The organism is Kitasatospora sp. NPDC087271 (genome assembly GCF_044744605.1).
GTDB lineage: Bacteria > Actinomycetota > Actinomycetes > Streptomycetales > Streptomycetaceae > Kitasatospora.
In genome coordinates this window covers 211,173-224,833 of sequence record NZ_JBIUYQ010000005.1, presented here as the reverse complement: position 1 = coordinate 224,833, position 13,661 = coordinate 211,173, and the positions used below count along the sequence as shown (strand labels likewise).

Annotated in this window: 9 protein-coding genes; 3 read left to right on the top strand and 6 right to left on the bottom strand. The window is 73.8% G+C overall.

Going from position 1 to position 13,661, the window contains the following annotated elements; translation table 11 throughout:
* Positions 1-5 precede the first annotated feature (5 nt).
* Together ACIO9K_RS11465 and ACIO9K_RS11460 are read left to right on the top strand one after the other, a co-directional pair.
* Positions 6-4,226: an NEW3 domain-containing protein gene (locus ACIO9K_RS11465; protein WP_400328702.1), complete on the top strand. Its 4,221-nt coding sequence runs from the start codon at positions 6-8 to the stop codon at positions 4,224-4,226.
* A complete protein-coding gene (locus ACIO9K_RS11460; RefSeq protein ID WP_400328699.1) occupies positions 4,223-4,918 on the top strand; it encodes a hypothetical protein in 696 nt (231 codons plus the stop codon). The genes ACIO9K_RS11465 and ACIO9K_RS11460 overlap by 4 nt, the downstream gene beginning before the upstream one ends.
* 59 nt (positions 4,919-4,977) lie before the next feature.
* On the opposite strand, the gene ACIO9K_RS11455 is transcribed toward ACIO9K_RS11460, so the two are convergent.
* The 4 genes from ACIO9K_RS11455 to ACIO9K_RS11440 all read right to left on the bottom strand — a co-directional run bounded on the left by ACIO9K_RS11455 (position 4,978) and on the right by ACIO9K_RS11440 (position 8,355).
* Positions 4,978-6,165 carry a DUF4157 domain-containing protein gene (locus ACIO9K_RS11455; RefSeq protein WP_400328696.1) on the bottom strand — a complete coding sequence of 396 codons (1,188 nt, stop codon included), beginning with the start codon at positions 6,163-6,165 and terminating at the stop codon, positions 4,978-4,980.
* A gap of 266 nt (positions 6,166-6,431) precedes the next feature.
* Complete coding sequence (locus tag ACIO9K_RS11450) at positions 6,432-6,791, bottom strand: nuclear transport factor 2 family protein (RefSeq protein ID WP_363624678.1); 360 nt, start codon at positions 6,789-6,791, stop codon at positions 6,432-6,434.
* Entirely contained in the window at positions 6,788-7,090 is a 303-nt protein-coding gene (locus tag ACIO9K_RS11445; RefSeq protein WP_400328693.1) for a muconolactone Delta-isomerase family protein, read from the bottom strand. The genes ACIO9K_RS11450 and ACIO9K_RS11445 overlap by 4 nt, the downstream gene beginning before the upstream one ends.
* Positions 7,091-7,161: 71 nt before the next feature.
* Positions 7,162-8,355, bottom strand: coding sequence for an MFS transporter (locus ACIO9K_RS11440; protein WP_400328690.1), 1,194 nt, complete (start codon positions 8,353-8,355; stop codon positions 7,162-7,164).
* A gap of 100 nt (positions 8,356-8,455) precedes the next feature.
* Here ACIO9K_RS11440 and ACIO9K_RS11435 point away from each other — a divergent pair, with 100 nt between their 5' ends.
* Positions 8,456-8,962, top strand: a complete 507-nt coding sequence (locus tag ACIO9K_RS11435) for a MerR family transcriptional regulator (RefSeq protein ID WP_400328687.1) — start codon at positions 8,456-8,458, stop codon at positions 8,960-8,962.
* Here ACIO9K_RS11435 and ACIO9K_RS11430 read toward each other — a convergent pair.
* Together ACIO9K_RS11430 and ACIO9K_RS11425 are read right to left on the bottom strand one after the other, a co-directional pair.
* Entirely contained in the window at positions 8,911-10,149 is a 1,239-nt protein-coding gene (locus ACIO9K_RS11430; RefSeq protein ID WP_400328684.1) for a cytochrome P450, read from the bottom strand. The two genes, ACIO9K_RS11435 and ACIO9K_RS11430, sit on opposite strands and share 52 nt — an antisense overlap.
* A 193-nt stretch (positions 10,150-10,342) precedes the next feature.
* Complete coding sequence (locus ACIO9K_RS11425; RefSeq protein ID WP_400328681.1) at positions 10,343-13,549, bottom strand: M28 family peptidase; 3,207 nt, start codon at positions 13,547-13,549, stop codon at positions 10,343-10,345.
* Positions 13,550-13,661: the final 112 nt, after the last annotated feature.

Here is a 13,661-nt window from a genome sequence, read left to right as displayed (position 1 = left end):
TCCCCGTGCCGGTCACCATCACCGCCGTCGAGAACACCGACCTCTTCACCGGTCCCGAGGAAGCCCCGCGCCAACTGCTGCGGGTCACCCTCGACGGCCCGGCCGCCCGGATCACCGTCAGCGGTCCGGGCGTGCGCGGCGAGGCGACCGGCACGGGGCTGGTCGAAGTCCCGTTGGAGCTCACCGGCGCCCCCGAGCCGGGCACCGAACTCCCCGTCACCGTCGAGGCGGAGGGCGCCTCCGTGGACGCCCTGGTGGAGGTCGCCGAACCCGGCTGGACGATGTTCCTGGTCTCGCACTTCCACTACGACCCGGTCTGGTGGAACACCCAGGCCGCCTACACCTCCCCCTGGGAACTGCTCTCCGCCGACGCCACCACCCGGCCGCTCTGGGAGCGCAACGGCTTCGCGCTCGTCGACGCGCACATGGACCTCGCGCTGCGGGACCCGGTGTACAAGTTCGTCCTCGCCGAAGTCGACTACCTCAAGCCGTACTTCGACCAGCACCCCGAGCGCCGCGAGACCCTGCGCACGCTGCTGGAGCGCGGCCAGGTCGAACTCGTCGGCGGCACCTACAACGAGCCCAACACCAACCTGACCGGCGCCGAGACCACCATCCGCAACCTCGTCTACGGCATCGGCTACCAGCGCGACATCCTCGGCGGCGACCCGCAAACCGCCTGGCAGCTCGACGTGTTCGGGCACGACCCGCAGTTCCCCGGCCACCTCGCCGCGGCCGGCCTCACCGGCAGCGCCTGGGCCCGCGGCCCCTTCCACCAGTGGGGCCCGATCCAGAAGAACTTCCGCGAGGCCAAGGACGACGCCCGGGTGATGCAGTTCCCGAGCGAGTTCGAGTGGATCGCCCCCTCCGGCGAGGGCGTGCTCACCCACTACATGCCGCACCACTACTCGGCCGGCTGGTGGATGGACTCCTCCCCGGACCTCGCCACCGCCGAACAGGCCGTCTACGAGCTGTACCGCAAGCTCAAGCCCGTCGGCGCGACCAGGAACCTGCTGCTTCCCGTCGGCACCGACTACACCCCGCCCAACAAGTGGGTCACCGAGATCCACCGCTCCTGGGCCGCCAAGTACCTCTGGCCGCGCTTCGTCTGCGCCACCCCGCGCGACTTCCTCGACGCCGTCCGGGCCGAACTCGCCGCCACCGGCCGCCGGCCCAGCCCGCAGACCCGCGACATGAACCCGGTCTACACCGGCAAGGACGTCTCGTACATCGACACCAAGCAGGCCCAGCGGGCCGGCGAGGTCGCGGCCGCCGACGCCGAGAAGCTCGCCACCCTCGCCGCCGTCCACGGCCTGGGGCAGTACCCCTCCGCCGCCCTCGACAAGGTCTGGCGCCAACTCGCCTACGGCGCCCACCACGACGCCATCACCGGCTCCGAGTCCGACCAGGTCTACCTTGACCTGCTCGGCGGCTGGCGAGAGGCGCACGACCTCGCGGCCGCCGTCCGGGACCAGGCGCTGGACGCGCTGACCGCGCGGATCTCCACCGCCGGCGTCGGTCCGGAGGGGGCCGGCGGGTCGGCGGTGGCCGCCGGTTCGGCCGTGGTCGTCACCAACACGCTCTCCTTCGACCGGACCGACCTGGTCGTCGTCCAACTCCCCCCGCAGACCGGTGCGGTACGGGTGCTCGACGACCGGGGCGAGCCCGTGCCGAGCACCGTCGACCGGGGAGCCCTGCGCTTCCTCGCCGCCGACGTTCCCGCGCTCGGCTGGCGCACCTGGCGGCTGGTGGAGGGCCCGGCGGCGGAGCCCTGGACGGCGGCCGAGGGGGTGGTGATCACCAACGACCGCTACCGGGTGAGCGCCGACCCCGTCCGTGGCGGCGGCCTGTCCTCCGTCCACGACCTCCTGCACGACCGGGAGTTGATCCAGGGCGGCCGGATCGGCAACGAACTGCGGGTCTACGAGGAGTACCCGCAGCACCCCGACTTCGGAGAGGGACCCTGGCACCTGGTGCCCAGCGGACCGGTGCGCGGCTCCGGCACGGCCCCGGCCGACGTGCGCCGCGAGACCGGCCCGCTCGGCGAGCGGCTGGTGATCGGCGGCACCGTCGACGGGATCCGCTACGAGCAGACCGTCACCCTGTGGCGCGGCCTCGACCGGGTCGACTGCCGCACCCGGGTCGTCGACTACTCCGGCGCCGACCGGCTGCTGCGGCTGCGCTTCCCCGTCGACCTGCCCGGTGCGCTGCCGGTCAGTGAGGTCGCCGGCGCCGTCGTCGGGCGCGGCTTCGCCCTGCCCGACGTCGACTCCGCCGAGGCGCCGTGGACCTTGGACAACCCGGCCAACACCTGGTTCGGCCTCGGCGCCACCGCGCGCGCCGTGCTGTCCGATCCGGCCGGATCGCCGCTGGGGGAGCGGGCGTTGGGCGTCGCCGAGGTGGTCGTGCCGAGCCTGGACGACGCCGCCGACGCCCGCTCGCTGGTGGTCGCCCTCGCCCGGGTCGGCGTCACCGCCACCACCTCCGGCGCCGACTGGGCCCGGTACGGCTGGCTGGACGTCGACTCCAACCTGCCCGACTTCCGGATCGTCCTCGGCGGTCCGGAAGAGAACGACGCCGCCCGGGAGTTGATCGAGCGGGCCGGCGAGGAGTACGCGAGCGTCCTCAAGACGCACGGCGCGGTGTGGGTGCCCGCACTCACCCCGCTCGCCGAGGTCTGGCAGCCCGGCGCCGACCTGCGGGACCTGCGGGCGCTGCCCGCACTGGTCGTCACGGACGCCGCCGCGCTCGTCGCGGACCTCGCCGACGCCCGGATCGGAGCCGTCTGCCCGTCCGAGGTCGTGGACCAACTCGCCGACCACACCGTCGCGTTGCTCAGCTTCGGCCTGCCCGGCTTCGCGGTCGACACCACCGGAGCCCTGCACCTCTCCCTGATGCGCTCCTGCACCGGCTGGCCCTCCGGCGTCTGGATCGACCCGCCCCGGCGCACCCTGCCCGACGGCGCCTCCTTCCAACTCCAGCACTGGACCCACGAGTTCAGTTACGCACTGGTCGGCGGCCCGGGCGACTGGCGGAGCCAGACCCTGCCCGCCCAGGGCCAGGAGTTCAACCACCCGCTCTACGCCCGGATCGCGCCGCCGCAGGACGGCCCGCTGCCGGCCACCCTCTCCTGGCTGCGGATCGAGCCGCAGCGCGAAGTCCTGCTCGGCGCGCTCAAGCCCGCCGGCAACCCCATCGCGCACGGCTCGGCGGCGGCCGTCGGGCGCGAACTCGCCGTCCGGCTGGTCGAGTCGACCGGCCTCGGACGCACGGCGGAACTCGGCGGCGCACTCGGGCTGAGCCACCTGCGACCCGCCGACCTGCTGGAACGCCCCCTCGGCGAGGCCGTCGAACGCGTCGACCTCGCCGGTTCGCAGATCGCCACCCTGCTCGCCGCCCCGGGCGTCGCCGCCGAGCCCGGCGGCCCGGTCCTCGGCCCGGTCGCCGAACCCGCGCAGCCCGTCCACGCCCGCTACTGGCTGCACAACCGGGGCCCGGCGCCGCTCGGCTACCTGCCGGTCTCCGTCGGCGCCTCGCCCGGCCTGCTGCGGACGGACGGCGAGGCGGTCGAACTCTCCGTTGCCCTGTCCTCGCAACTGCGCGACGCGGCGGTCGAGGGCACGGCCGTCGTCCTGCCGCCCGAGGGCTGGCAGACCAGCCTCGGCAGCCGCCCCTACCGGCTGGAGCCCGGCGGCCACCTGCGCTTCCCGGTCACCCTCACCCCGCCCGCCGAAGTCCTGCCCGGCCTGCACTTCGCCGCCGTCCGGATCGTGCACGACGGCCAGGAGATCGAGGACGTCGTGACCATCGCCGTCGGCGACCTCCCCAACCTGCTGCCCGTCCCCGGCGACACCCCCGAGGACTGGACGATCGCCCAGGGCACCAAGGCCACCACCGGCCGCGACACCGGCCTGGACGTCGCCGTCTCCGAGGAGGCCCTGCGCGTCACCGCGGGCGGCCGCACCACCCTCGGCCTCACCCTCACCAACCGCACCCGCGGCGAGATCCGCGGCGAACTCCAACTCGTCTCCCCCTGGGGCACCTGGGACGCCATCGCCGACCCGGTCCGCGGCTTCACCGTCCCGGCCGGATCGTCCTCGACCGTGGCCTTCGAGATCGCCGCCCCCGAATCCACCGACCCCGGCGCGTACTGGGCGCTGGCCAAGGTCATGTGGTTCGGCCGCTGCCAGTACGCCCCGACCGTCGCCCTGGAGGTGGAGGCATGACCCTCGGTCTGCTCGACGGAAAGCCCCTCCCGCGCGCCGCCCTCGACCACCGCCTCGCCGCCCTCCGCACCGGCCCGCGCTCCACCGCCCTGCCCCAGCCCGGCAGTTCGGAGGACCGCCAGCTCAGCCGCTGGGTCGCCCAGGTGCTGCTGACCGAGGCGCTGTGCGAGGCGGTCGCCACCGAGCGCGCCCTGCCCGTACGGTCCACCGGCCCGGCCCGCCTGGATCAGCAGGCCGCCGTCGAACTCGGCTCCATCACCGCCGCCGCCTACGAGGGCAGCCCAGCCGTCCGGGCCGTCTACGCGGCGGTCACCGCCGACGTCGAACCCTCCGCCGCCGACGTCGCCCACTACCGCACCCTGACCACCCGCGCGCCGTCGGCCGTCTGGCACCTGGCCCTGTCCGACGGCGAACTCGACGCCGACCCCGACACCCTCCCGGCCGCCCTCGCCGAAGCCCTCCGCGAGGCTCCGCCCGGCACCTGGGTCACCGCCGGCCCCTGGAGGGCCGCACTCCGCTCCGTGCACACCGTCACCGAGGAGCACGACCCCACCGCCGACCTCACCGAGGCCGCCCGCCGCGCCGCCTTCGTCCGCTGGCTCGACCACGAGCGCGCCCGACGCCTCACCCTCGTCGAGGGATTGGAACACCCCGGCGACCCGGCCCAACCCGACAACCACCACCGCCACTGAGACGCCACCGCTGCCGACCTCGCCGGGATCACCAGCGAGGTCGGCAGCGGGACGGGCGGTCAGACGATCTTGCAGGGCGCGTACGCGGCGCCCAGCTGAACGGCCGCGCCCAGGCGGTGGTTCCCGTCCTGGATGCTGATGCCGCCCCCGTCGACCCGGATCTTGATCGGTTCGAGCGCGGCGCTGTTCTTCATGCCGGTGACGGCGGCGCTGAGTCGCTTCTCGTCGAGCCCGCCCGCCACCGTCTGCGCACGACCGCTGGCCTGCCGCAGCAACGCGACGCTCACTTCGACCAGTTGGCCGGTACGCACGCCCTGCGCGGCGAAGTCCTGCAACTGGTCGATCTGCGCGCCCTGGAAGGTCCCGGCGCCGGCCCGGACGTGGTAGCTGGAGTCCCGCTGCCGGTTGACGTGGCCGCTCAGGTCCGCCTGGGCCTGCTCGGGGCCGATCTCCATGTTGACGAGCTTGTAGTAGGTCTCCAGGTCGTCGTCGGCCTTGATGTACCCGTAGCTGCCGTCCTCGTCGAAGATCACGCGTTCCTCGGTGCCCGCGAGCTGGTAGATCTTCTCGTAGTGCTCGTCGGTCAGCTTCTGGTCCAGGATGAGCCGCAAGCCCGGATAGTCGGCGTCGACGTGGGTGTGGTCGCCCTCCTCCTCGGCGGGCTTCGCCGTGGGGCGCCGCTGCACCGAGGGCTCGCCGGCCTGCGTGCCGTGCGCGTGGGCCGCGTGTTCCGCTTCGGACTCCCGGGCGAGCGGCCGGGACAGCACCCGGGAGGCGTTCGCCTCGGCCTCGCGCTCGAAGCGGTCCGAGGGGTCGCTGACCCGTAGCCCGCTCCCGTTGTCGGTGCCCGCGACGGGGCCGCTGCGCTGCTGGATGAGGTGGGTCAACTCGTGCGCGAGCGTGTGCTTGTCGCCCCCTCCGGCGCCGAGCACGATGTGGCTGCCCGAGGTGTACGCGCGGGCGCCGATCCCGGCGGCCGACTCCCGGGCGGTCGCACCCGTGTGCAGCCGGACATCGGAGAAGTCCGCGCCGAGCCGGGTCTCCATCTCGGCCCGGATCCCGTCGGCCATCGGCGTGCCGGGGCTCCGCAGCACCTCGTGGACGGCCGAGCGCTGCACGTCGGCCGCGACTTCGTCGTGCTGCTCCAGCATCCGGCTCACCGTGGCGTTACCCACGGCCCGCTGCATGGCGGTGAGTGCCGCCGGCGTCACGACCCCGGCACCGGACGGGCGCCGCACAGGAGTCATCGGCCGACTGCTACGGCCCGGTCGTCGGTCGGCGGCAAACGCACTACCGGAGTCATGGGCACGCACAGGAAAGGCCCCTTCGAGGGATCGGCGACAGTCCCTCCCAGTCTGTTCGACCCCGTACCTCCGGCGGAAGGTACGCCAGGGCAACGTCCGATGTCCCCCGGGGCCACCTCCCCCGTCAGCCCGCCGAGCTGGGTGCTCGGCGGGCCGGGTTCACGACGTGGTGTGCGACGGATCGCGGCGATGGGATGTGTCGGCGCAGCTCAGGGCAGCAGCGAGACCTGGTAGTGGGCGATGGACCAGCCGTCGTCGGAGCGCCGCAGCAGGACGCCGAGGTTGACGGTGAGGGTGGGGCGGTCGGGGAAGGCGAAGTCGACGCTGTGGTAGCCGAGGAGGAGGGTCGGGGTGAGCCGCCGGGACTCCAGGATGCGGTAGTCGGCCGTCATGCCGGGGGGCTGGGAGGCGTAGTAGGCACTGATGCCGGCCCGCCCGACGGTGTACGGGTGGAGGCCCTGGAAGATCGCGTCCTCGGTGAAGCAGTCGGCTGCCTGCTCGGGTTGGTGGGCGTCGACGGCGGCCTTCCAACGGTTGAGGACGCCGCGCAGCACGGCTTCGTCGCTCATCGGGCGCCTCCCGTGCCGGGGTCGTTGGGGTGCGGGGAGAGCGGGGTGACGGTGTCCTGGCGCCATACCCGCAGGGGCATGGACGCGAGCGCCTGTTCCAGCCGGGTCTCGTCGGGGGCGCTGAAGAGGCCCCAGGTGCGCCATTCGCCGGGCGCGAGCGGCGGGCGCCAGAGCCGCAACAGGGTGCCCTGGGATGCGAGTTCGCGCGACCGCCGGGCCTCGCGGGCCCGGATGTCGGCGACCGCGTCCTCGGTGGTTCCGTCCGGGACGGTGGTCACCATGTCGACCAGGAATTCCATCGGTGTCCTCTCGTACGGGGCTTACCGGAGTATCGAGGGGCGGCGCGGTCGCCGGTGCGGAGGCACGCCGGTCACGGCCGGGCGTCGTGGCCGGCGCGCAGGCTGAGGACGGAGCCGGCCAGGAGCAGGCCGACCAGGGTCAGCAGCGGGGCCGTCCAGGAGCCGGTGGCGGTGTGGAGGGCGGCGGTGAGGGCGGGGCCGGTGGCGGCGAGGAGGTAGCCGCAGGTCTGGGCCATGGTGGAGAGCGCGGCGACGTGGTCGTGGTCGGTGCCCCGGCGGGCGAAGAGCACGGCGGCCAGGGCCTGGCCGCCGCCCATGCCGATGCCGAGGATGCCGGCCCAGAGCGGAGCGCCGGTGGCGGGGGCGAGCACGACGCCGAGCAGGCCGAGGATGCAGACGGCCACCACGGCGAGCAGGTGCGGCCGCTGGTCGGCGCGGGCGGCGGCGAGGACGGGCGCGAGGAAGCCGCCGACGGCGAGGCCGAGGATGAGGACGGCCTGGTCGGTGCCGGCGGCGGTGCGGCTGAGGCCCGCGTCGACCAGGATCGAGGGCAGCCAGGCGAGGGTGGCGTAGAAGACCAGGGTCTGGATGCCGAAGAAGGCGGTCAGGCTCCAGGCGAGCGCGGTGCGGCCGACGGGCCGGCGGTGCACCGGCGCGGCGGCGGCCGGTATCCGCCGTTCCACCCGCAGCTGCGGCGCCATGCCCGCCGCCGCGAGGACGGCCGGGAGGACGGCGAGGCCGATCGCGGCCCGCCAGGACCACGCGTCGGCGACCGGCGCGACCAGGGCGGCGACCACGGCCGACCCGGCGCCCATCGCGAGGGCGTAGACGCCCATCATGGTGCCGATCCGCCGGGGCGCGAAGCGGGCCCGGACGAACACCGGGATCAGCACGTTGACGACCGCCACCGCGATGCCCACCAGCACCGTCCCCGCGTAGAGCCCGGGCAGGCCCGCCGTGCGCAGCAGCGCCCCGGCGACGAGCAGCACGCTCGCCCAGAACAGCCCGCGCTCCTCGCCGATCCGCCGCCGGGCGAGGGCGCCGAGCGGCGCGAACAGGCCCATGCACAGCGGGGGCAGCAGCCCGAGCACGGTGACGGTGCCCTGGCCCCAGCCGGCGACCGGCGCGAGCGGTCCGACCTGTCCGAACGCGACCCGGGTGTTGAGGCTGAGCAGGACGAAGCCGACGACGAGCAGCGCGCCGGAGGCGGGGGCGGCACGGCCGGGTGAGGTCCGGCTGGGGGCGGAGGCGGTGCTGAGCGGCATGAGTGGCGAACCCTTCGCTGCGGCAGGAAGTTAGGCTTGCCTGAGCTTTCACGCTCAAGTGCGCTTGAGTGCAACCCGCCGGCCGTGAAGGAGACGACGCGTGGAGCAGCTCTACTCGATCACCGAGGTCGCGAAGGCCTTCGGCCTCTCCGTCCCCGCCCTGCGCTACTACGAGGACTGCGGCCTGATCACCCCCGCCGCCCGCCGCGGCCGGGTGCGCCAGTACGACCGGGCGGCCCTGGAACGCCTCGCCCTGGTCCAGCTCTGGCACGTGGACGGCATGATCCCGCTCGCCGGGACGGCCGCCGTGATGGCCAGCGAGCAGGCGGCGGAGCGGAAGGCACTGCTGGCGGCGCAGCGGGACGAGATGACGGCCCGCGCCCGCCGTCTGGAGCGCGCCGCGGCCGTCCTGACCCACATGCTCGACTGCCACCGCGACCGCCCGCTGGACTGCCCGGTCACCCACGCGCACATCGACGCCCGCGTCGACGCCGCCCTCGCCGGCGAGGAACTGACCGACGACTTCCTCCCGCCGGCGACCGGGACCGCGATCGGTCAGCCCAGCACCGCCGGCGTCGGCCCGTCGGGTCGCACGGTGATGCTGTAGGCGGAGCCGGTCGGGACGGAGCGGAACCGCACGGTGTGGGCGGGCAGCAGGAGTTCGAGCAGCGCGGTGGTCTCGCGGACGGCGAACTGGGTGCCGAGGCAGGCGCGGGCACCGAGGCCGAAGGGGAGGTACGCGCCGAGCTGGGCGGGGCGGGCGCCGGTGGCGGTGAAGCGGGCGGGGTCGAAGCGTTCGGGGTCGGGCCACAGGGCCGGGTCGCGGTGGGTGAGGTAGGGGCAGACCAGGACGTCGGTGCCGGCGGCGATGCGGTGGCCGTCGATCACGTCGTCCTCGACGGCGTGCCGGGGGAGCAGCCAGGCCGGGGGGTAGAGCCGCAGGGCCTCGCTGACCAGGGCCTGCGGGTCCGCGCCGCGCGCCTCGGGGTGGCGGTCGAGGAGGAGGAAGAGCCAGGTCAGGGTGGTGGCGGTGGTCTCGTGCCCGGCGACGAGCAGGGTGACGAGTTCGTCGCGGATCAACCGGTCGGTGTACTCGGGGTGTTGGGCCGCGGCGTCGAGCAGGGCCCGCAGCACGCCGGGCTCCTCGGCGTCGGTCGCCGAGCGCGCCGCGTCGATGGCGGCCAGCGCGACGGCGTCGATCCGGGCGAGGTCGGCGGCGACGGCGTCCCGGGCGTCCCCGGCGTCCGTGGGCAGGGTCGGCATGGACGCCACCACCCTTTCCACGGAGCGGAGTTCATGGTCGGTGCGGTCGTCCAGCGGCAGCCCGGTGAGGGCCCGCCAGACGGTGTCGAGGGCGAATCCGCGCATCTCCTCGCCGAGGTCGAAGGTCTCGCCGCTGCGCGCGTACCCCTCCCAGCGGTCGGCCGTCCGGCGGGCGGCGGCGGCGATCCGCTGCTCGTAGCGGCGCATCCCGGTGCCGGTGAACTGGGACTGCAGCAGCCGCCGTTGGCGCTTCCAGGCGTCCCCGGTGGCGGAGAGCACGCCGTCGCCGACCAGCATCCGCGCGCGGTGCGAGCGCTTGACGTAGCGGTCGGGGTGGCGGCCGAGCACGTGCTGCACGGCGGCCGGGTCGGTGACCAGCACGGTGGGCGTGGGGCCGAGCCGGAAGGCGGCGATGCCGCCGATGCCCCGCTGCGCCCGGGCGAGCAGGTCGACGAGGTCGGCCTCCTCGCTGCGCCACTGCTCGACGGCCTCGGCGGCCAGCTCCGGTACGGGGCGGGTGTCGGTGGTCACCAGGAGTCTCCTCGGGGGTCGGCCGTCGTGGGCGGGCGGCCCGCCCCGCAGCCGACTGTACGTCAGCCGAGTGGCGGTCCGGTTACGCCCGGTGACCCGGGGGTGCGCCCGGCACACGGCTGCGCCGCGATCCGTCCCCCTCGACGGACCGCGGCGCAGCGGCTTACGGGGTGTCAGGCGGGTGCCCTACGGGTCACACGGCCTGCCACAGGGCGGGGACGATCGGCGGCTCCCAGCCGACCTGGGCGGTGTGACCCTGGAGGCAGCGGTAGCTGACCCCGTTGTAGGTCACGACGTCGCCCGCCTGGTAGGTGGTGCCGGGCGTCCAGGTGCCGCCGGGGTTGGTCGGGCCGTTGCCCACGACCAGCGAGAAGCTGGTGCTGTGGGTGGCGGAGCCGGTGCCGGTGAGCGTGATGCTGTAGGTGCCGGCCGCCGTGTTCGCGGCGGTCGCGATGGTCAGCGAGGCCGAGGCGCCGGACTGCACCGAGGACGGGCTGAAGGAGACCGTGACGCCCGCCGGGGCGCCGGAGGCGGTCAGGTTGACCGTCTGGGCGGAGCCGGAGGTGGTGGCGGTGGAGACCGTCGCGGTGGCCGAGTCGCCGGGGTTGACGGTGGCGGTGGCCGGGTTCACCGCGAGGGAGAAGTCGTTGGCGGGGGTGGTGCCGCCGACGGAGGTCTTCCAGATGGTGTAGGCCACGCCGTCGGCGCTGCGGTTCAGCGCGGTCGGGTCGATGTTGCTGGTGGTGTCGCAGGACTGGTGGTAGCAGGAGTCGTACGAACGGCCCGCGCTGCCGCCCCACTTGGTCGCCTGGCCGGAGGTCTTGACGGCGTCGGCGCCGGCCGCGTAGCCGGAGGTGGGGATGCCGGCCTGCTGGAAGGAGTAGTCGTCCGAGCGGCCCTGGCCCTCGACGTTCTCCTCCGGCTGGAGGTTGAGGGAGTCCCAGTAGGCCTTCATCGGCGCGGCGGCGGCGGAGGTGATGTTGTTGATGAAGTAGCCGGCGTTGGGCGATCCGACCATGTCGAAGTTGTAGTAGGACTTGATCGCGGAGCGCTGGGTGGAGCTGAGCTGGCCGACGTAGGACTGCGAGCCCTGGAGGCCCTGCTCCTCACCGGTCCACCAGGCGAACCGGACGTGCCGGGTCAGGGTGGGGTTCTGCTGGGCGAGGACGAGGGCGTTCTCCAGCAGGGTGGCCGAGCCGGAGCCGTTGTCGTTGATGCCGGGGCCGGCCGAGACGCTGTCCAGGTGGGCGCCGAACATGGTGACCTGGTCGGCGGGGCCGCCGGGCCAGTCGGCGATCAGGTTGTTGGACTGGTAGGTGCAGGAGGTGCAGGTCTGCTCGGTCACGGTGTAGCCGGCGGCCTGCAGCTTGCCCTTGATGTACGCCACGGACTGGCTGTGCCCGGCGCTGCCGGCCCGGCGGTTGCCGCCGTTCTGGCTGGCGATGGTGTTCAGCTGGGTCAGGTGGGCCTGGACCTTGGCGACGTCGATGTCGGGCGCGGGCCCGCCGGGGGTGCCCCCGCCGCCGACGGTCAGGGTGTACTGGGCGGTGTGGGTGGCCGCGCCGGCGGTGCCGGTGACGGTGATCACGTACGTCCCGGCCGGGGCGCCCGAGGAGGCCGACAGGGTCAGCGTCGCGGACGAACCCGTTTGCACGGAGGAGGGGTTGAGCGTCGCGGTGACCCCGGTCGGGGCGCCCGAGGCGGTCAGGTTGACGGTCTGCGCGGTGCCCGAGGTGACGGCGGTGGAGACCGTAGCCGTGGTCGAGGCGCCGGGCTGGACCGAGCCGGAGGCCGGGCCGAGCGCGAGCGAGAAGTCGTTGTTGCCGGACGGGGTGCAGGTCGGGTCGCCGCTCTGCGCGGGCACGCTGATCGCGTCCCAGGCGGCCTTGGTCCGGTTGAAGTAGTTGCAGGTCGGGTCGAGGTTCTTGGCGGCGGTCAGGGTGGTGGTGCGGTACCGCTTGTAGGTCATGCCGCTGGTCTTGAGCAGCATGCCGCCGTAGAAGACCTGGCCGGCCTGCTTGACGCCGATGCCGGTGACCGAGGAGTTGTTGCAGGTGGGGCTGGACGGCTTGCCGCCGCCCGGGTTGGAGCCCATCGACAGGAGGTAGAACCAGTGGTTCAGCGGGCCGGCCGCCGCGTGCACCTCGGTGCTGGGGATGGAGGAGGAGTAGCAGTTCGGGTCGTTGTTGACCAGTGAGGGCTGGTAGAGGTTGCGGATCGGCCCCTGGCCGACCAGGTTGACCTGCCGGCCGACCTGGTAGTCGGGGTAGTCGTAGGGCGCGGGCTGGTTGGCGTATTCCTTGGTGAGCGCGCCGAAGATGTCGCCGGTGCCCTCGCCCAGGCCGTTCTCGTTGTTGGCGCCGCCGGGGGTGTACTGGTCGATGCCGTGGCCGAACTCGTGGCCGACGACGTCCTGGGCGGCGATCCACTCGTTGTTCTGGTTGTGGCCGATGGAGATGGAGCTGCCGTCCCAGTAGGCGTTGACGTCGTTGAGGCCGACCTTGACCGGCCAGCTGCCGCCGTTGCCGTTGTGGCCGTTGCGACCGAGCCAGTCGCGGAGCATGTCCCATTCCTTCTGGGCCGCCCACATGGCGTCGGCGCAACCGGTCTCCTTGCTGGAGGGGTTGCCGGTGCCCCAGGAGTCGGAGGACTTGCTGAACACCTGGCCGCTGCTGTAGTCGGAACAGGTCAGGCCGGGCCGGTTCGGGTCGCGCAGCGAGTACGAGCCGCCGGAGTTGGTGGTGCTGATGGTCAGCGGGCCGGGGCCGTTCCACTTGCTGTTGATGGTGCCGGCGCGGACATCGTCGTAGCTGTCGATCACCTCGCCGCTGGCGGCGTCCACGAAGACGTGCAACGTGCTCGGCGCGCTCTCGGTACGGCCCTTGAGGACGGTCTCCCAGGCGAGCCGGCTCGCACCGTCCTTGACCCGGACGACCAGGCGGCGCTCGGCCACCGAGTCCACCGCGGCCAGCTTGGTGCGCGCGGTCTTCTCCGCGTTCGCCGCGCTGACCTGCGGGGTTATCGAGCCGCCGACCGGCCCGGTGGCGGCCGACTGGAGGCCGCGGACCTTGCCCTGGCCGTCGGCGAGCACCACGGCGTCGCCACCGACCACCGGCAGGCCGCGGTAGCTGCGGTCGTACGCGACGGAGTAGAGGCCGCCGAGCCAGGGGGTGACGGCCCGGCGCTCGTAGGTCTCTCCGGGGCCCTTGGCCAGTGCGTCCAGGCCGGCGGCCGCAGCCGCGTCGGCGGCGTTGACGGCTGCCGCGAGGGCGCTGGGTGGTGCGGGAGAGGGGGTGGGCGCGGCGGTGGCCGGCCCGGCCGTGGCGGCGATCATGCCGGCCAGCACGGTCAGGGTGGTCGCCGTGGTCAGCAACCGTCCTGTGGAAACTCTGCGTTGCATCGAGGCTCCTCGCATGTGGGGGTCCTCGACCGCGGACGGCAGGGCTGGTGGCCCACCGCAGGGCCGTGTCTGGGGGACGGCCGTGCGGGCCGTCCGCGCTCGGGTGCCGGAA

Bases quoted from the DNA above. Each gene is read 5' to 3' on its own strand.
- ACIO9K_RS11450 (WP_363624678.1), bottom strand. From the start codon at position 6,791: ATGAGCGACGAAGCCGTGCTGCGCGGCGTCCTCAACCGTTGGAAGGCC.
- ACIO9K_RS11455 (WP_400328696.1), bottom strand. From the start codon at position 6,165: ATGACTCCTGTGCGGCGCCCGTCCGGTGCCGGGGTCGTGACGCCGGCG.
- ACIO9K_RS11460 (WP_400328699.1), top strand. From the start codon at position 4,223: ATGACCCTCGGTCTGCTCGACGGAAAGCCCCTCCCGCGCGCCGCCCTC.
- ACIO9K_RS11445 (WP_400328693.1), bottom strand. From the start codon at position 7,090: ATGGAATTCCTGGTCGACATGGTGACCACCGTCCCGGACGGAACCACC.
- ACIO9K_RS11440 (WP_400328690.1), bottom strand. From the start codon at position 8,355: ATGCCGCTCAGCACCGCCTCCGCCCCCAGCCGGACCTCACCCGGCCGT.
- ACIO9K_RS11425 (WP_400328681.1), bottom strand. From the start codon at position 13,549: ATGCAACGCAGAGTTTCCACAGGACGGTTGCTGACCACGGCGACCACC.